Source organism: Streptomyces sp. HSG2 (assembly GCF_016598575.1).
GTDB lineage: Bacteria > Actinomycetota > Actinomycetes > Streptomycetales > Streptomycetaceae > Streptomyces.
This window is the reverse complement of record NZ_CP066801.1, coordinates 4188237-4205953: the sequence shown is the minus strand read 5'-3', so window position 1 is coordinate 4205953 and position 17717 is coordinate 4188237. Positions and strand designations below refer to the sequence as shown.

The window sequence follows — 17717 nt, the reverse complement described above, 5'->3', positions numbered from 1 at the left end:
ACGGGGTCACGCCCCCCGGCCGGACCGGGGGACCTCCGCCGTCGGAACGCCCGCCTCGGTGTCCTCGGCGATCCGCTCGTGGTGGCGGATGACCTCGCCGATGATGAACGTCAGGAACTTCTCCGCGAACGCCGGATCCAGTTTGGCGCTCTCCGCGAGCCCCCGCAGCCGGGCGATCTGCCGGGACTCGCGATCCGGGTCGGCCGGCGGCAGTTGGTGCCGCGCCTTGAGGTGGCCGACCTGCTGGGTGCACTTGAAGCGCTCGGCGAGCATGTGGACGACGGCCGCGTCGATGTTGTCGATGCTGTCCCGGAGGCGGGCGAGTTCCTCGTGGACGGCGGGTTCCGCGGAGCCGGTGCCGGCGTTGCTGGTGCTCATGACGGCCCACCCTACGGCCGCCGGCGGCGCTCGGGTACATCCCTCCCCCGGCGCGGCTCTTCCGGCCGGTGCCTCGGCGGCCCCGGCCCACTCCGGACCCGCGTCGTCGCCTCGCCGCCCGGACCCCGCGCGGGCCGCGCGACCCCGCCGCACACGACCGGCACGACGTTCGCTATTTTGTTCGCCGCCGCTTCGGCGGCCCCCGACCGCACGTCTCGGAAGGAGCTCGCGTGAGGCTCAAGGGCGCACTGGCGCTCGCGGCGGTGCCGCTCGTCGCCACGGCGGCGGTGTACTTCCTGGCGTCGCCCGACTCGGACGACACCTCGCCGCCGCTGTCCCCGGCCCGGTCCGCGCCGGCGGACGCCAAGGATCGGGCCGAACGGGAACGCGCGGAGGACGACGCCTTGATCGCCACGCTGCCCCCGGGCCTGGCGGGGGAGCGCCAGAAGGAACTCGCCCAGCAGTTGATCGCCAGCGCCGAGAACTCCACCCTGGAGTGGCGTGGTCTCTACGGCGGCATCGAGGATCTCGGGGACGGCCAGGGCTACACCGCCGGGATCATCGGATTCTGCACCGGGACGCACGACCTGTTGATGCTGGTCGAGTACTACAGCGAGCGGCATCCCGGCAACGGCCTGGAGCGCTACCTGCCGGCGTTGCGCGCTGTGGACGGCACGGACTCGCACGAGGGGCTGGACCCCGGCTTCGTCGAGGCCTGGCGGGCGGAGGCGGAGCGGCCGGAGTTCCGCCGGGCTCAGGAGCGGATGCGCGACCGGATCTACTTCGACCCGGCGGTACGCCTGGCCAAGCTCGACGGCCTGCGCGCGTTCGGGCAGTTCGTCTACTACGACGCGATGGTCTTCCACGGTCCGGACACCGAGCCGGAGGGCTTCTACGGGCTGCGCGAGCGCGCGAGGCAACGCGCGAAGACGCCCGCCGAGGGCGGCACGGAGCGCGCGTACCTGTCGGCCTTCCTCGACGTCCGCCGGGAGGCGATGACCGCGACGCGCCCGGACCGCGACACCTCGCGTGTGGACACCGCGCAGCGGCGCTTCCTGCGCGAGGGGAACCTGAGCCTGGAGACGCCGCTGGAGTGGCGGATGTACGGGGAGACGTTCCGCGTCCCGTAGTCGAGCCGCCCGGCGGTCCCGGGCCCGCCGCCGTCGGCGGGTACCTCTCGCCCTCGGGCCCGGGGCTCTCCGGGGCGCCGTGCCGACGTGAGGCGGGCGACCATAGGCCGAAAGGGTGACGGCACCCGCCCGTCCGGTCGGGGACGAGGGCGGGTGCCGTCGTGTTCCGCACGCCGTTGTGCGGGACGTTCTCGGGGCGGCGTCAGACCACCAGTGCGCGATCGGTGGGCCGGATCGGTGCCGGGAGGTCACTCGCTCCGGCCAGGAACCGGTCCACGCCCCGGGCCGCCGAACGGCCCTCGGCGATCGCCCATACGATGAGCGATTGACCGCGGCCGGCGTCCCCGGCGACGTAGACACCCGGGACACTGGTCCGGAAATCGCCGTCACGGGCGATGTTACCGCGTTCGTCGAGCTCCAGGCCGAACTGGTCCACGAGACCGTTGTCCCGGTCGGTCCCGGTGAAGCCCATGGCGAGGGTGACCAACTGTGCGGGGATCCGCCGTTCGGTGCCAGGCTTGGGGGTGAGACCACCGTCGCCGAGCTCCACCTCGGTCAGGTGCAGCCACTGCACCCGCCCCTCCGCGTCGCCCTCGAAGCGGGTGGTGGAGACGGAGTAGACCCGTTCACCGCCCTCTTCGTGCGCCGAGGTGACCTTGTAGAGCATCGGGAAGGTCGGCCACGGCTGGGCCAGCGGGTCCCGCTCCTCACCCGGACGCGGCATGATCTCCAGCTGGGTGACGGACGCCGCGCCCTGGCGGTGCGCGGTGCCCACGCAGTCCGCGCCGGTGTCCCCACCGCCGATGACCACGACGTGCTTGCCCTCGGCGGTGATCGGCGGGGCGACGTGGTCACCCTCCTGCACCTTGTTGGCCAGCGGCAGGTACTCCATGGCCTGGTGGATGCCGCTCAGGTCCCTGCCCGGGACCGGAAGGTCGCGGGCGGTGGTGGCGCCGACCGCCAGGACGACGGCGTCGTAGCGCTTCTTGAGGTCGCCGGCCTCCAGATCGCGGCCGATCTCGATACCGGTGCGGAAGCGCGTGCCTTCCGCACGCATCTGCTCGATGCGACGGTTGATGTGCCGCTTCTCCATCTTGAACTCGGGGATACCGTAGCGGAGGAGTCCGCCGACGCGGTCGGCGCGCTCGTAGACGGCGACGGTGTGCCCGGCCCGGGTGAGCTGCTGGGCGGCGGCGAGGCCGGCGGGGCCCGACCCCACCACCGCGACGGTCTTACCGGACAGCCGCTCCGGCGGCCGGGGAGCGACGTCGCCGGTCTCCCACGCCTTGTCGATGATGGAGACCTCGACGTTCTTGATGGTCACCGCCGGCTGGTTGATGCCGAGGACGCAGGCGGCCTCACAGGGGGCCGGGCAGAGGCGGCCCGTGAACTCCGGGAAGTTGTTGGTGGCGTGGAGCCGCTCGGACGCGGCGCCCCAGTCCTCCCGGTAGGCGTAGTCGTTCCACTCGGGGATCAGGTTCCCGAGGGGACAGCCGTTGTGGCAGAAGGGGATACCGCAGTCCATGCAACGGCCGGCCTGCGTGCTGATGATCGGCAACAGGGAGCCGGGGACGTGGACCTCGCTCCAGTCCCGGACGCGTTCGCCGACGGGGCGGGATCGGGCGACCTCGCGACCGTGCTCCAAAAAACCCTTGGGATCAGCCATTGATCGCCGCCTCCATCATCTTCTCGTGGGTCGCGGACTCGGGGAGTCCGGCTCGCTCGGCGGCGTCCTTGGCGGCGAGCACTGCCTTGTAGGTACCAGGGATGATCTTGCTGAAGCGGCGGGCGGCGCCGGAGGGCCCGTCCCACTCGGCGAGCAGGGTCCCGGCCACGGTCGAACCGGTCTCCTCGTGATGCCGGCGCACCATGTCCCGCAGCCGAGCCAGGTCGGCGTCGTCGGGCTCCTCCACGGCTCCCAGGTTCCCCGGGTTGACGTCGCCGCGGTCGAGATCGAGGACGTAGGCGACCCCTCCCGACATGCCGGCCGCGAAGTTGCGACCGGTCTCGCCGAGGACGACCGCGTGGCCGCCGGTCATGTACTCGCATCCGTGGTCGCCGACGCCCTCGGAGACGACCGTGGCGCCCGAGTTCCGCACGCAGAAGCGCTCGCCGACCTTGCCCCGCAGGAACATCTCGCCTCCGGTGGCCCCGTAGGCGAGCGTGTTGCCGGCGATGACGCTGTACTCGGCGAGATGATCGGCGCGCCGGTCGGGCCGCACCACGATCCTGCCGCCGGACAGGCCCTTGCCGACGTAGTCGTTGGCGTCGCCCTCCAGCCGCAGGGTGACGCCCCGAGGGAGGAACGCGCCGAAGGACTGGCCGGCCGAGCCGGTGAACGTGATGTCCACCGTGTCGTCGGGCAGGCCGGCGCCTCCGAACCTCCGGGTCACCTCGTGGCCGAGCATCGTCCCGACCGTCCGGTTGATGTTGCGGATGGCGACCTGGGCGCGCACCGGCGGCGCGTCGGCGGGGTCGTCCGCGGACAGCGCGTCCGCGGCGAGCCTGATCAGCTCGTTGTCCAGAGCCTTCTCCAAACCGTGGTCCTGCTCCACCACGCGGTGGCGCACCGCTCCCTCGGGCAGTTCGGGCACGTGGAGCAGCGGCGCCAGGTCCAGCCCACGCGCCTTCCAGTGGTCGACGGCACGGGTGACGTCGAGGACCTCGGCCCGGCCGACCGCCTCGTCGAGGGTGCGGAAGCCCAGTTCGGCGAGCAGTTCGCGGACCTCCTCGGCGATGTAACGGAAGAAGTTGACCACGTGCTCGGCCTTGCCGGCGTAGCGATCCCGGAGCGTGGGGTTTTGGGTGGCGATGCCGACGGGGCAGGTGTCGAGGTGGCAGACGCGCATCATGACGCACCCGGAGACGACCAGCGGCGCGGTGGCGAACCCGAACTCCTCCGCGCCGAGGAGGGCGGCGATCACGACGTCCCGGCCCGTCTTGAGCTGCCCGTCGGTCTGGACCACGATCCGATCCCGCAGGCCGTTGAGCAGCAGGGTCTGCTGGGTCTCGGCGAGGCCCAGCTCCCAGGGTCCGCCGGCGTGCTTCAGAGAGGTGAGGGGGGAGGCCCCGGTTCCGCCGTCGTGTCCGGAGACGAGCACCACGTCCGCGTGCGCCTTGGAGACACCGGCCGCGACCGTGCCCACGCCGACCTCGGAGACGAGCTTGACATGGATGCGGGCCGAGGGGTTGGCGTTCTTGAGGTCGTGGATCAGCTGTGCGAGGTCCTCGATGGAGTAGATGTCGTGGTGCGGCGGCGGGGAGATCAGCCCCACGCCCGGCGTGGAGTGTCGCGTCCTGGCCACCCATGGGTACACCTTGTGGCCGGGGAGCTGGCCGCCCTCGCCCGGCTTGGCGCCCTGGGCCATCTTGATCTGGATGTCGTCCGCGTTGACCAGGTACTCGCTGGTGACACCGAAGCGGCCGGAGGCGACCTGTTTGATCGACGACCTGCGGTCCGGGTCGTGGAGGCGCTCGGGGTCCTCGCCGCCCTCGCCCGTGTTGGACTTGCCGCCCAACCGGTTCATGGCGATGGCCAGGGTCTCGTGTGCCTCCTGCGAGATGGAGCCGTAGGACATGGCTCCCGTCGAGAAGCGCTTGACGATCTCGGAGACGGGCTCCACCTCGTCGAGGGGCACCGGCGCGCGGTCGGAGGACAGACCGAACAGTCCCCGGAGCGTCATCAGCCGCTCGGACTGTTCGTTCACCCGCGCGGTGTACTTCTTGAAGACGTCGTAGCGACCCGCGCGCGTGGCGTGCTGGAGGCGGAACACCGTCTCCGGGTCGAAGAGGTGCGGTTCCCCCTCCCGGCGCCACTGGTACTCGCCGCCGATCTCCAGCGTCCGGTGCGCGGGGGCGATGCCGGAGGCCGGGTAGGCCTTGGCGTGCCGGGCCGCGACCTCCCGGGCGACGACGTCGAGGCCGACTCCACCGATCTTGGTGGCGGTGCCCTGGAAGTACGTCGCCACGAAGTCCTCGTCGAGGCCGACCGCCTCGAAGACCTGCGCTCCGCGGTAGGAGGCCACGGTGGAGATGCCCATCTTGGACATCACCTTGAGCACGCCCTTGCCGAGCGCGGTGATCAGGTTCCCGATCGCCTCTTCCGGAGCGGCGCCCGGCAGGAAGGTGCCCGCGCGCACCAGGTCCTCGACGGACTCCATGGCCAGGTAGGGGTTGACCGCCGCCGCGCCGTATCCGATGAGCAGGGCGACGTGGTGGACCTCGCGGACGTCGCCGGCCTCCACGAGCAGGCCCACCCGGGTGCGCTGTCTGGTGCGGATGAGGTGGTGATGGACGGCGGCGGTGAGCAGCAGGGACGGGATCGGCGCGTGCTCGGCGTCCGAGTGCCGGTCGGAGAGCACGATGAGCCGGGCGCCGTTCTCTATGGCGGCGTCGGCCTCGGCGCACACCTCGGCGAGGCGCGCGGCCAGTGCCTCGCCGCCGCCCTGCACCCGGTAGAGGCCGGAGAGCGTGGCCGACTCGAAGCCGGGCAGGTCGCCGTCGGCGTTGATGTGGATGAGCTTGGCCAGCTCGTCGTTGTCGATCACCGGGAAGGGCAGCACCACGCTGCGGCAGGAGGCGGCGGTGGGCTCCAACAGGTTGCCCTGCGGCCCCAGGGAGGACCGCAGCGAGGTGACCAGCTCTTCCCGGATGGCGTCCAGGGGCGGGTTGGTGACCTGGGCGAACAGCTGGGTGAAGTAGTCGAAGAGCAGACGGGGGCGTTCGGAGAGCGCCGCGATCGGCGAGTCGGTGCCCATGGACCCGATGGGCTCCGCACCGGTCCGGGCCATCGGCGCGAGGAGGACGCGCAGCTCCTCCTCGGTGTAGCCGAAGGTCTGCTGTCGACGGGTGACCGAGGCGTGGGTGTGCACGATGTGCTCGCGCTCCGGCAGGTCGCCCAGGTCGATCTCGCCGGCCTCCAGCCATTCGGCGTAGGGCGCCTCGGCGGCGAGCCGGGCCTTGATCTCGTCGTCCTCGACGATGCGGTGCTCGGCGGTGTCCACGAGGAACATCCGGCCGGGCTGGAGCCGGCCCTTGCGGACGACCCGGGCCGGGTCGATGTCGAGCACGCCGACCTCGGAGCCGAGCACGACGAGGCCGTCGTCGGTGACCCAGTAGCGTCCCGGGCGCAGACCGTTGCGGTCGAGGACCGCGCCGACCTGGGTCCCGTCGGTGAAGGTGACGCACGCCGGCCCGTCCCAGGGCTCCATCATGGTGGAGTGGTACTGGTAGAAGGCACGTCGTGCGGGGTCCATGGAGTCGTGGTTCTCCCACGCCTCCGGGATCATCATCAGCACGGAGTGCGGCAGCGACCGGCCGCCCAGGTGCAACAGTTCGAGTACCTCGTCGAACGAGGCCGAGTCCGACGCGTCGGGCGTGCAGACCGGGAAGACCCGCTCCAGCCCCGTGCCCCGGGCGTCGCCCGATCCCGCCCCGCCGAAGAGGTCGGACCGGAGTTGCGTCTCGCGTGCGCGCATCCAGTTGCGGTTGCCCCGCACGGTGTTGATCTCTCCGTTGTGCGCGACGAAACGGTACGGGTGCGCCAGCGGCCAGGAAGGGAAGGTGTTGGTGGAGAACCGCGAGTGGACCAGGGCGATCGCGGAGGCGAAGCGCCGGTCGGACAGGTCGGGGAAGAAGGGTTCCAGCTGGCCCGTGGTGAGCATGCCCTTGTAGACGATGGTCCGGGCGGACAGCGACGGGAAGTACACGCCGACCTCGCGTTCGGCGCGTTTGCGTACCACGAAGGCCTTGCGGTCCAACGCGATGCCCTTGGTTTCGCCGTCCGCGACGAACAGCTGGCGGAACACCGGCATCGTGGCGCGGGCGGTGGCCCCGAGCAGCTGGGGGGCGACGGGCACCTCACGCCAGCCGAGCACCTCCAGTCCCTCCTCGACCACGACGGCCTCGACGGCCGAGACGGCTTCGTCGGTGGCCGTCTCCGGCAGGAAGGCGATGCCGACGGCGTAGGCGCCGGCCTCGGGCAGCTCGAAACCGGCCACCGCGCGAAGGAAGGCGTCGGGGACCTGTGAGAGCAGACCGGCGCCGTCGCCCGAGTCGGGTTCGGAGCCGGTGGCGCCACGGTGTTCGAGGTTGCGCAGTACGTTCAGCGCCTGGTCCACCAGGGTGTGGGACGCCTCGCCGGTCAGGGTGGCGACGAAGCCGACCCCGCAGGCGTCGTGCTCGTCACGGGGGTCGTACAGACCCTGCGCGGCAGGGCGGGCATCCATGAACGACCGGTTTCGGCCGGTCACGGAGTGCTGGGACGGCTGGCGCGGCGAACGCATCGGCTCTCCCGTCGTCGTCGAATGGCATGTGTGGTGCCGAGGGACGACGTTGGCCCTCTGCGTGGTCGAGAAAATTTCGTGCAGGCTACATGATGGGTCCGATCTCGGGAAGCGGATAGCCCGTTCCACCATTCGGACGACGCCCGGGGTGCGGCGAGATGGTCGGCTCGGAGGAGGAGGGGGCTCCCTCGCCCCCTCCGCAGGTGTGCGGCGAGCCTCTTTGCTCACAGTGCTTACGGCTCATGCCCCGTGGTCACACACGCGAAACCAGCGGGTAACGACTCCTCCCCCGATGGCGTGCACACGCGCGCCGAGCGATCACCCCAGGGCGGTGCCGAACAGGGCACCCAGAGCGTAGGTCACGCCGGCCGCCCCGGCACCCAGGGCGAGCTGTCGAAGGCCGCTGTACCACCAGCTGCGCGCGGTCACCTGGGACACCAACGCCCCGCAGACGAAGAGCCCGGCCAGAGCGAGCAGCGCGGCCGGCCACAACGCGTGGGCACCGAGCAGGTAGGGCAGCACCGGGAGCACCGCCCCCACGGCGAAGGAGAGGAACGACGACAGGGCCGCCACCCGGGGGGAGGGCAGGTCGCCCGGGGCCACGCCCAGCTCCTCACGGGCGTGGATCTCCAAGGCCTGCTCGGGGTCGCGTGACAACTGTCGTGCGACCCGACGGGCCAGGGCCGGCTCGACACCGCGCGCCACGTAGAGGGCGGCCAGCTCGGCCTGCTCGTCCTGAGGATGCCGGCGCAGTTCGCCGCGTTCGACGTCGAGCTCGGCCTCGACCAGCTCCCTCTGACTGGCGACGGAGGTGTACTCCCCCGCGGCCATCGAGAAGGCACCGGCCGCGAGGCCCGCCAGCCCGCTCAACACGATGGCCTGACGGTCCAGGGAGCCGCCCGCGACACCGGACATCAGGGCGAAGTTGGAGACGAGTCCGTCCATGGCTCCGAACACGGCCGGTCGGAGCCACCCACCCGTGACGTCGCGGTGGGTGTGGTTGCGCCGGTGCGCCGCGTGGAGCGCGGCTCTGCGTTCGATGGCGGACACGACGACCCCCGGTACCCCTCGCTCAGGCGCGTCCGACGCGCCTCGACTTCTCCACAGGAGCCAAGCTACGTCGGTGCCGGCGCGGGCGCCGGCGAGGTGAGGCTGTGCTCACCGGCCTCGGGAGGGCGCTCAGCCCTTCTTCAGCGGGTCCACCCCGGCCTGGTCCGCCTCGGCGGATTCCGGCCGAGGCGTGCCGGTGGGGTCTGTCGCGCCCTCACCGCCGTCGGCGGCGACGGGCCGGTCCGGCGGGGTGCCGGCGCGCTCCGCGTCGTCCGCGGGCCGCGCCGCGGCGGGGACCGCGGATTCCGCCCCGGATTCGCCACCGGTCCGCTCGGGGTCGGCCGCGCCCGGCTCGACCTCGATCTCCCTGCCCGGCCGCGTCCTCGCCGACACCACGATGTAGGCGACGGCCAGCAGGAAGACCAGAACGGCCGTCCAGTTGTTCAGTCGCAGCCCCAGGACCTGGTGCGCCTCGTCGACTCGCAGGTACTCGACCCAGAAGCGGCCGGCGCAGTACGCCGCCACGTAGAGGGCGAAGGCCCGGCCGCGGCCCAGGGTGAAGCGACGGTCGGCCCAGATCACCAGCAGGGCGACGCCCACACACCACAGGGACTCGTACAGGAACGTCGGGTGGTAGGTGCCGGGCGCCCTGCCGTCCGCCGACGAGGTGATCTCCACGGCCCAGGGGAGATCCGTGGCCTTCCCGTACAGTTCCTGATTGAACCAGTTGCCCCAGCGGCCGATCGCCTGGGCGAGCGCGATGCCGGGCGCCACGGCGTCGGCGTAGGCGGGCAGGGGGATGCCCCGCCGCCGGCAGCCGATCCAGGCGCCCAGCGCGCCGAAGGCGATGGCGCCCCAGATCCCGAGCCCGCCCTCCCAGATCTTGAACGCGTCGACCCAGTCCCGACCCTCGCCGAAGTACAGCTGGTAGTCGGTGATCACGTGGTAGAGCCTGCCGCCGACCAAGCCGAAGGGCACGGCCCAGACCGCGATGTCGGCCACTGTGCCGGCCTGTCCGCCGCGCGCGACCCAGCGCTTGTTGCCGAGCCAGACGGCGACGAAGACGCCGATGATGATGCAGAAGGCGTAGCCGCGCAGCGGGACGGGGCCCAGGTAGAGCACCCCGCGCGACGGGCTGGGAATGAAGGCGAGTTCCATGGCAGGTCCGACGCTACCAGGCTCGTTCACAGTGCTCCGCCCTTCAGGGCGGGGTGAAGCGAATCTCCGAACGCCGTGTGTGGACGTGCTCGGCGTGCGGGGCCGTCTCCGGACCGGGACGCCGACGCGGCCCTCGACGTCGCCAAGACCGCCGGACCGGCCACGGGTCCGCCACGGGCGGGACCTGGAACCGGGCCCCGCCGCCGTCAGCCGTTGGCCTCCTCGACCATCTCCTTGAGCTTGTCCGGGGTCATGCCGCGGTCCTGGTAGATGTCGGTGCCGTCGAGCAGCACCGTGGGAGTACCGCTGAAGTTCCCGTCCTGGAAGGCGGCGTTCGACCGCTCCACCCAGGCGTCGTGGGTGCCCTCCTCGACGCACTCGCGGAATGCCTGGGTGTCCAGCCCGTCGACCTTCCCGGCCAGCTCGAACAGCTTGGCGTCCTGGGCGTAGGCGTCGTCGGTCTCGGGCGGCTGGTTCTCGAACAGCAGGTCGTGGTACGGGACGAACTTCCCGGCGTCCTGGGCGCAGGCCGCCGCGTTCGCCGCGTTCGCCGAGCCGGTGCCACCCATGTTGCCGTCGATGAGCGTGGCCAGGTGGTACTCGACCTTGAGTTGCCCCGCCTCGGTCAGCTCGTGGATCACCGGGCTGTAGTTCTGCTCGAAGACCTTGCAGGCCGGGCAGCGGAAGTCCTCCCAGACGGTGAGCGTGGACCCTGCGCTGTCCCGCCCGACCGGGATGGCGAGCCCGTCCTCCCCCTGCGCGCCGGAGGGCACGACCACCGGACCGGACGACTCGCCGTCGCCACCGGCCCCTGCGGCGATCACCCCGATGACGGCGGCCAACCCCATGACCCCGACCACCGCCGCCCCCACGATCAGTCCGCGGCGCCGCTTGTCGGCGCGTTTCCGCTTGTCCCGCTCGACTGCCAGTCGTTCGCGGGCGTTGCGCTTTCCGTCACGATTCTTCTCGCTCACACCCCGCAGAACGAACCGGGGAGGCACACCGCGCCTCCCCGGTCCAAGGTCCACCCGTACGAGCGATCCACTCCGCCTCGCCGCTACGGTCCGCCGCGCACGCCTCGAGCCAGTTCACCGGCGAGGGCGCGGACGGCCGTCAGCCCGGACGCCTGATCCGGCGCGTCGAGCAGGCGCTTGACGAAGGCCGAACCGACGATCACCCCGTCGGCGAAGCGCGCCACCTCGGCCGCCTGACCGGCGCTCGACACCCCGAGGCCGACGCACACGGGCAGATCAGTCACCGCCCGCGTCCGCCGGACCAGATCCTCGGCCTGACCGCCCACGCTCTCCCGGGTGCCGGTGACGCCCATGATCGAGGCGGCGTAGACGAAGCCGCTGCCCGCCTCGGTGATCTCCGCCAGGCGGGCGTCCCGGGTGCTGGGAGCCACGACGAAGACCGTGGCGAGCCCGTTCTTCTCGGCCCGCTCCCGCCAGCGGGCCGACTCCTGGACCGGCAGATCGGGCAGGATGCAGCCGGCGCCACCCGCCTCGGCCAGCTCGTCGGCGAAGCGATCCACACCGTAGCGGTCGACGGGATTCCAGTAGGTCATGACGAGGATCGGCTTGCCGGTGGCGGCGTGTGCCTCGCGGACCGTGCGCAGCACGTCCGCGACGCGGACCCCGCCGCGCAGGGCGATGTCGTCGGCGGTCTGGATCACCGGGCCGTCCAGCACCGGGTCGCTGTGTGGCAGTCCCACCTCGACGACGTCGGCGCCCCCGGCCGCGACGGCCTCGACCGCCGCGATGCCGCCGTCCACCGTCGGGAACCCGGCCGGCAGGTAGGCGATCAAGGCGGATCGGCCCTCGGCCCGGGCCGCGGCGAGCGTGTCCTTCAGCAGTCGCGCGTTCCCGCTCACCGGGCGTCCCCCTCGATCTCGGCCTCGCCGCCCGCCTCCGCGGGGACTTCGGCGTCGGTGTCGTACAGCCCGAAGTAACGGGCCGCGGTGTCCATGTCCTTGTCGCCCCGTCCGGACAGATTCACGACGATCACCGCGTCGGGGCCCAGCTCCCGGCCGAGTTCCAACGCGCCGGCGAGGCCGTGCGCGCTCTCGATGGCGGGGATGATCCCCTCCGTGCGCGACAGCAGCCGCAGCGCCTCCATCGCGGCGTCGTCCGTGACGGCACGGTACTCGGCCCGCCCCGAGTCCTTGAGATAGGCGTGCTCCGGGCCGATGCCGGGGTAGTCGAGGCCGGCCGAGATCGAGTAGGGCTCGGTGATCTGGCCCTCGTCGTCCTGGAGGACATAGGAGCGGGAACCGTGCAGGATGCCGGGCTCGCCCGCGGTGAGGGTCGCGGCGTGCTCCCCGGTCTCCAGGCCGTGCCCGGCGGGCTCGCAACCCACCAGGCGGACGGAGGTGTCCGGGATGAAGGCGTGGAAGAGGCCGATCGCGTTGGACCCCCCACCCACGCAGGCCACGGCGGCGTCCGGCAGACGCCCCACGCGCTCCAGCACCTGGCGTCGGGCCTCCACGCCGATGACACGATGGAAGTCGCGGACCATCGCGGGGAACGGGTGCGGACCGGCGACCGTGCCGAAGAGGTAGTGCGTCCGGTCGACGTTGGCGACCCAATCGCGGAACGCCTCGTTGATGGCGTCCTTCAGAGTGCGACTGCCGGACTTCACGGCGACGACCTCGGCGCCCAACATCCGCATCCGCGCGACGTTCAGGGCCTGCCGCCGGGTGTCGATCTCACCCATGTAGACGACGCATTCGAGACCGAACAAGGCGCAGGCGGTGGCCGTGGCGACACCGTGTTGACCGGCCCCGGTCTCGGCGATGACCCGGGTCTTGCCCATCCGCTTGGTCAGCAACGCCTGACCCAGCACGTTGTTGATCTTGTGGGAGCCGGTGTGGTTGAGGTCCTCCCTCTTGAGGAGGATCCGGGCGCCACCCGCCCGCTCCGCGAAACGCGGCACCTCGGTGAGCGCGCTGGGCCGGCCGGTGTAGTCCGTCAAGAGTCCGTCGAGTTCGCGCGCGAACTCCGGGTCGGCCTTGGCCTTGTCGTACTCGACGGCCACCTGGTCCACGGCGGCGACGAGCGCCTCCGGGATGAAGGTCCCGCCGAAGGCGCCGAAGTAGCCTCCGGCGTCGGGAACCCGGCCTCCCGGGTCGGGGACGAAGAAATCACTGGGCATGGGGACACCTCGCGGTGAGTGTGATGGGCACGATTCGCCTGGGGAAGGCGGGGAGTCCGCGGGGAACGGCGGCACGGGGCCTCGACGCGGGACGCCCGCAGGGGCGCTCCGAGGGCGCCACGAGGGGTCCCGGCGACGGCGCTCCCCGACAGCGGAACGCGAAAGCACCGCGCGGGAACCCGCCGGGCACCTCGCTGTCAGACCGCCCCGCCCTCTCGCGGGCCGTGCCATCGCCGGCCGTTGACCTGCCCCGGCTCGGCGCCGATGACGTACCGGACACGACGACCGCGCACCCTGCGCGCGGGTGCGCGGCATCCCCGCGGCCGGCAGCCACGCGCCAGGCGGGCGTACGGGTCGCGGGTCGGCGGCGGGGTCGCGGACGTCATCGTGTCAAGAATAGCGGGGGGTCAGGCGCGCCCGTGTCGCAGCGCCGGGTGAGCGCCCGCGGCCACCAGGTCGGCGACCGCCGTCCGCGGGTCGCGGCCGGTGACCAGGGACTCGCCCACCAGGACGGCGTCGGCGCCCTCGTTGGCGTAGGCGATCAGGTCGTGCGGACCTCGGACACCGGACTCGGCCACCTTCACGATGCCCGCCGGGATCTCCGGGGCCACCCGCCCGAAGGTGCCCCGGTCCACCTCCAGGGTCTTGAGGTCGCGCGCGTTGACCCCGATGATCTTCGCACCGGCGTCGACCGCGCGGTCGGCCTCCTCCTCGTCGTGCACCTCGACGAGCGGGGTCAGGCCGATGGAGACGGCTCTCTCGATCAGGGACTCCAGGGCCGGCTGCTCCAGCGCGGCGACGATCAGCAGCACCAGGTCGGCGCCGTGGGCACGCGCCTCCCACAACTGGTAGGACGTGACGATGAAGTCCTTGCGCAGCACCGGGATGTCCACCCGGGCGCGGACCGCCTCCAGGTCCGCGAGCGAACCGCCGAAGCGGCGCCCCTCGGTGAGGACGGAGATGACCGACGCCCCGCCCGCCTCGTAGTCGGCGGCGAGCCCGGCCGGGTCGGCGATGGCCGCCAGCGCGCCCTTGGAGGGGCTGGAACGCTTGACCTCGCAGATGACCCCGACACCCTCCCCGCGCAGGGCCGCCGCGCCGTCCCTCGCGGCCGGGGCCCGGGCGGCGCGCTCCTTCAGTTCGTCGAGGCCGACGCGCGCCTGCCGTTCCACGAGGTCGGCCCGGACTCCGTCGATGATCTCGTCGAGGACACTCACGCGAGCGACCCCCTTCCTGACGGTGAAACCAATGGTCACTGCGATGGTATCCGGAGCCGGCAGGGCACCTCGCACGCGGCGGGGGCCGGGTCCGGGGCCGACCGGCGGGTGTTCAGGGCCGCAACCAGTCGACGGGCGGCAGGTTGCGGACGACGGTGAAGACCAGGAGCAGAGCGCTCAGGCCCCAGGCGTACGCCCGTCCGGGTGCCCCGGGGGCCGGCCGGTCGCGGGCGGCCCGCACCACCCAGGCGGTCCACAGCGCCAGGAACGCCAGATAGCCGCACACCGCCGGCGCGTTGGCCTGGAGCGCCGTGGCCAGATCGCCGTGGGCGAAGGCGTGGGCGCTGCGCAGGCCACCGCAACCGGGGCAGTGAATCCCGGTGAACTCCAACAGCGGGCAGCCCGGGTAGTGGCCCGGTTCGTTGGGGTCCACGGCGGCGACGAAGGCGAAGGCCCCGACGACGCCCGCGAGCACCGCGACCGGGCGGGCCACCCGAGCGACCGTCGAGGCCCTGCCGGGCCTCTTCGGGGTCGGGGCGGGTCTCCGCCGGTCGAGGACGTCCATGGAGGCATCGTGCCCGGCTCGGGGGAGACGCGCGAGAGATGGATGGTCCGACTCCCGACGTTCGGGAAGCGACTCCGGCCGGGGTCAGCCCGCCGCGCCGGCGGCGCGGTGCTCGTCGGTGGCCGCGTGGACCGGGTGGACCTCCTTGGGCTGACCGAGACCCATCATCCGCATGATCCCGCCGACGACGCCGCCGAGGAGGACGACGGCCATGCCGGCCCAGAAGCCGTACGGCTGGTCCATCACCATGAACGCGCCCGCCGCGCAGAAACCGACGAAGGCGATGATGACACCGGTCCAGGCGGCCGGGGTGTGACCGTGGCTGCTGCCCGCCATTGCTTGCTCCTCGTTGCTGTGTACGTGTCTGAGCAGGACGCTCGGTGTCATTGTCCCGCACCGTCACGGGAGTCGGCAGCGGGGGTGCCGGGCCCGGTGGGACGCGTCGTCCGCAGGCGGCCGTCGGGTCAGTCGGACGGGCCGACGCGTTCGCCGCTCGCCTCGGGCTCGCCACCGGTGGGGTCCTCCCCGCGATCCAGGGCCTTCCAGAGGTCCTCGGGGCGCTCGGGCACGCCGGCGGTCCGGACGGCGCGCGGCCGTCCGTCCGGACCGCTCCGCTCGTGGCGCCCCGACATCGCCGGCCACCACCGTCCGTGGCGGAGTGCGAGCAGACCGGCCAGCAGGATCAGCGCGCCGCCTGCCACGGACGTGTACGGCCACGCCGTGGTGGCCACCGAGTGGACGGAGGCCGTGGTGTCGCCGGCCACGGCGGCGGCGCGCTCGTCGAGTGCCCCGCCGACCCAGACACGCGGCAGGGCCGAGACGAGGGCGCCGGCACCGCTGAGCGCGAGCACCACCGCCACGGCCCGGCGCCCGGCCCGGCGCACCGCGAAGAGCGCGACGAGCGCTGCGAGGCCGACGACGGCCAGGGCCGCGGGCACCCCCGTGACCTCGCCGCCGCTCGCGGTCGCCGGGAAGTCGCCGCCCGCGACCGAGACGGTGCCCGTCGCCCACTCCTGTCGGCTGGAGAGCAGTACGAGGGCCACGCCGAGCGCGCCCCCGAGGAGGGCGAGGGCGAGGCTCCGGCGCGCGGCGGGGGCGGGGTGCCCGGGGTCGGCGGGGGCGGGGGGTTCGGGGTCGGCGGGGGCGGGGGGTTCGGCAGTCACGTACTCCACTATCGCCCGAACGTCCGGCGAGCGGTCACCCGGGGCACCCCGGAATGTCCCGTGTGGGGTGATCCCGGCTCCCGGGCACGCCCTCGCGGGCCGGGGCCCGTGGGCACCTGTCAGCCTCCCAGCCGGTTCGCGGTGTCCACCGCCCGGAGCACGGCCGCCGCCTTGTTGCGGCACTCGGTGTCCTCGGCGACCGGGTCGGAGTCGGCGACGACGCCGGCGCCGGCCTGGACGTGGGCGACGCCGTCCCTGAGCAGAGCGGTCCGGATGGCGATCGCCGTGTCGGAGTCGCCGGCGAAGTCGAGATAGCCGACGCAGCCGCCGTAGAGGCCGCGCCGGGAGGGTTCGAGCTCGTCGATGATCTGCATGGCGCGAGGCTTCGGCGCGCCGGAGAGGGTGCCCGCAGGGAAACACGCGGTGAGCACGTCGAAGGCGGTCCGGTCGGCGGCGACGCGCCCGGTGACCGTGGAGACGATGTGCATCACGTGCGAGTACCGCTCGATGGACATGAAGTCGACGACCTCCACCGAGCCCGGTTCGCAGACCCGCCCGAGGTCGTTGCGGCCGAGGTCGACGAGCATCAGGTGCTCGGCGCGTTCCTTGGGGTCGGCGAGGAGGTCGTCCGCGAGGGCCTGGTCCTCCTTCGGGGTGGCCCCGCGGTGCCTGGTGCCGGCGATGGGGTGCAGCATCGCCCGTCCGTCCTCGACCTTGACCAGGGCCTCCGGGGAGGAACCCACCACGTCGAAGCCCTCGAAGCGGAACAGGTACATGTAGGGCGAGGGGTTCGTGGCCCGCAGGACTCGGTAGACGTCGAGGGCGCTCGCCGTGCACGGCGTCTCGAACCTCTGGGAGGGCACCACCTGGAAGGCCTCGCCGGCGCGGATGCGCTCCTTGACGTCCTCGACGGCCGCCTGGAAGTCGGCGCCGCCCCACCTGGCGGTGTAGGAGGGCAGACGAGAGGGCGGCAACGCGGCCGGCGGCTGCGCCACCGGGCGCGTCAGGTCGGCCTGCATGGCGTCCAGTCGGGCCACCGCGTCGGCGTGGGCCTCGTCCACACCCGTGGCGAGGTCGTTGTGGTTGATGGCGTTGGCGATGAGCAGGACGGAGCCCTCCCAGTGGTCCATGACCGCGAGATCACTGGTGAGCAGCATGGTCAGCTCGGGCAGGCGGAGGTCGTCGCGGTCTCCCGGGCCGATCCGCTCCAGGCGTCGCACGATGTCGTAGCCCAGGTATCCGACCATGCCGCCGGTGAAGGGAGGGAGACCGAGGTCGTGGGCGAGGTCCCGCGGGGTGTGCAGGGCCTGGATCGTGGCGCGGAGCGCGTCCAGGGGGTCTCCCTCGACGGGGACCCCCGTCGGCGGTTCGCCGAGCCAGTGCGCCCGTCCGTCCCGTTCGGTCAGGGCGGCGGACGAGCGGACGCCCACGAAGGAATAGCGGGACCAGGCACGGCCGTTCTCCGCGGACTCCAGCAGGAAGGTGCCCGGGCGCTCGGCGGCGAGCTTGCGGTACAGCCCCACCGGGGTGTCGCCGTCGGCGAGGAGCTTGCGGGTGACCGGGATGACCCGGCGGTCGCCGGCCAACTTGCGGAACGTCTCGAGGTCCATGACCGCAGA

General features: G+C 72.4%; 15 protein-coding genes. 1 reads left to right on the top strand and 14 read right to left on the bottom strand.

Annotation, left to right across the window (positions count from 1 at the left end):
- Positions 1-6: 6 nt before the first annotated feature.
- On the bottom strand, positions 7-378 hold the full coding sequence (locus JEK78_RS18195; protein WP_200260952.1) for a chorismate mutase: 372 nt from the start codon (positions 376-378) through the stop codon (positions 7-9).
- Positions 379-608: 230 nt separating this feature from the next.
- Between JEK78_RS18195 and JEK78_RS18190 the strand changes: the two genes are divergently transcribed.
- Positions 609-1508 carry a chitosanase gene (locus JEK78_RS18190; RefSeq protein WP_200260949.1) on the top strand — a complete coding sequence of 300 codons (900 nt, stop codon included), beginning with the start codon at positions 609-611 and terminating at the stop codon, positions 1506-1508.
- Positions 1509-1710: 202 nt separating this feature from the next.
- On the opposite strand, the gene JEK78_RS18185 is transcribed toward JEK78_RS18190, so the two are convergent.
- The 13 genes from JEK78_RS18185 to JEK78_RS18125 all read right to left on the bottom strand — a co-directional run bounded on the left by JEK78_RS18185 (position 1711) and on the right by JEK78_RS18125 (position 17708).
- Entirely contained in the window at positions 1711-3174 is a 1464-nt protein-coding gene (locus tag JEK78_RS18185; protein ID WP_200260946.1) for a glutamate synthase subunit beta, read from the bottom strand.
- Entirely contained in the window at positions 3167-7792 is a 4626-nt protein-coding gene (gene gltB / locus JEK78_RS18180) for a glutamate synthase large subunit (protein ID WP_200260942.1), read from the bottom strand. Before gltB ends, JEK78_RS18185 begins: the two co-directional genes overlap by 8 nt.
- A 318-nt stretch (positions 7793-8110) precedes the next feature.
- Positions 8111-8842 carry a VIT1/CCC1 transporter family protein gene (locus JEK78_RS18175; RefSeq protein ID WP_200260939.1) on the bottom strand — a complete coding sequence of 244 codons (732 nt, stop codon included), beginning with the start codon at positions 8840-8842 and terminating at the stop codon, positions 8111-8113.
- Positions 8843-8971: 129 nt separating this feature from the next.
- The gene (gene lgt, locus JEK78_RS18170) at positions 8972-10000 is read right to left on the bottom strand and encodes a prolipoprotein diacylglyceryl transferase (RefSeq protein ID WP_200260936.1); all 1029 of its coding nucleotides are present in this window, start codon (positions 9998-10000) and stop codon (positions 8972-8974) included.
- Positions 10001-10206: 206 nt separating this feature from the next.
- On the bottom strand, positions 10207-10974 hold the full coding sequence (locus JEK78_RS18165; RefSeq protein ID WP_200260931.1) for a thioredoxin domain-containing protein: 768 nt from the start codon (positions 10972-10974) through the stop codon (positions 10207-10209).
- An 83-nt stretch (positions 10975-11057) separates the two neighbouring features.
- Positions 11058-11873, bottom strand: coding sequence for a tryptophan synthase subunit alpha (gene trpA, locus JEK78_RS18160; protein ID WP_200260928.1), 816 nt, complete (start codon positions 11871-11873; stop codon positions 11058-11060).
- A complete protein-coding gene (gene trpB, locus JEK78_RS18155) occupies positions 11870-13153 on the bottom strand; it encodes a tryptophan synthase subunit beta (protein WP_200260925.1) in 1284 nt (427 codons plus the stop codon). The genes trpA and trpB overlap by 4 nt, the downstream gene beginning before the upstream one ends.
- 197 nt (positions 13154-13350) lie before the next feature.
- Positions 13351-13539, bottom strand: coding sequence for a hypothetical protein (locus tag JEK78_RS18150; protein WP_200260922.1), 189 nt, complete (start codon positions 13537-13539; stop codon positions 13351-13353).
- Positions 13540-13560: 21 nt separating this feature from the next.
- Positions 13561-14370 (bottom strand): indole-3-glycerol phosphate synthase TrpC, encoded by an 810-nt coding sequence (gene trpC / locus JEK78_RS18145; protein WP_200260919.1) that lies wholly within the window; start codon positions 14368-14370, stop codon positions 13561-13563.
- Between the two features lie 112 nt (positions 14371-14482).
- Positions 14483-14935, bottom strand: a complete 453-nt coding sequence (locus JEK78_RS18140; RefSeq protein WP_200260916.1) for a DUF2752 domain-containing protein — start codon at positions 14933-14935, stop codon at positions 14483-14485.
- 84 nt (positions 14936-15019) lie between these two features.
- The gene (locus tag JEK78_RS18135; protein ID WP_200264237.1) at positions 15020-15271 is read right to left on the bottom strand and encodes an HGxxPAAW family protein; all 252 of its coding nucleotides are present in this window, start codon (positions 15269-15271) and stop codon (positions 15020-15022) included.
- Positions 15272-15399: 128 nt separating this feature from the next.
- Positions 15400-16098, bottom strand: coding sequence for a TIGR02234 family membrane protein (locus tag JEK78_RS18130; RefSeq protein WP_200260913.1), 699 nt, complete (start codon positions 16096-16098; stop codon positions 15400-15402).
- 119 nt (positions 16099-16217) lie between these two features.
- Positions 16218-17708: an anthranilate synthase component I gene (locus tag JEK78_RS18125; RefSeq protein ID WP_200260910.1), complete on the bottom strand. Its 1491-nt coding sequence runs from the start codon at positions 17706-17708 to the stop codon at positions 16218-16220.
- Positions 17709-17717: the final 9 nt, after the last annotated feature.

Excerpts from the sequence above, each read along its gene's own strand:
- gltB (WP_200260942.1), bottom strand. The coding sequence starts at position 7,792 with ATGCGTTCGCCGCGCCAGCCGTCCCAGCACTCCGTGACCGGCCGAAAC.
- lgt (WP_200260936.1), bottom strand. The coding sequence starts at position 10,000 with ATGGAACTCGCCTTCATTCCCAGCCCGTCGCGCGGGGTGCTCTACCTG.
- JEK78_RS18135 (WP_200264237.1), bottom strand. The coding sequence starts at position 15,271 with ATGGCGGGCAGCAGCCACGGTCACACCCCGGCCGCCTGGACCGGTGTC.
- JEK78_RS18150 (WP_200260922.1), bottom strand. The coding sequence starts at position 13,539 with ATGACGTCCGCGACCCCGCCGCCGACCCGCGACCCGTACGCCCGCCTG.
- JEK78_RS18185 (WP_200260946.1), bottom strand. The coding sequence starts at position 3,174 with ATGGCTGATCCCAAGGGTTTTTTGGAGCACGGTCGCGAGGTCGCCCGA.
- JEK78_RS18140 (WP_200260916.1), bottom strand. The coding sequence starts at position 14,935 with ATGGACGTCCTCGACCGGCGGAGACCCGCCCCGACCCCGAAGAGGCCC.
- JEK78_RS18125 (WP_200260910.1), bottom strand. The coding sequence starts at position 17,708 with ATGGACCTCGAGACGTTCCGCAAGTTGGCCGGCGACCGCCGGGTCATC.
- JEK78_RS18195 (WP_200260952.1), bottom strand. The coding sequence starts at position 378 with ATGAGCACCAGCAACGCCGGCACCGGCTCCGCGGAACCCGCCGTCCAC.
- trpB (WP_200260925.1), bottom strand. The coding sequence starts at position 13,153 with ATGCCCAGTGATTTCTTCGTCCCCGACCCGGGAGGCCGGGTTCCCGAC.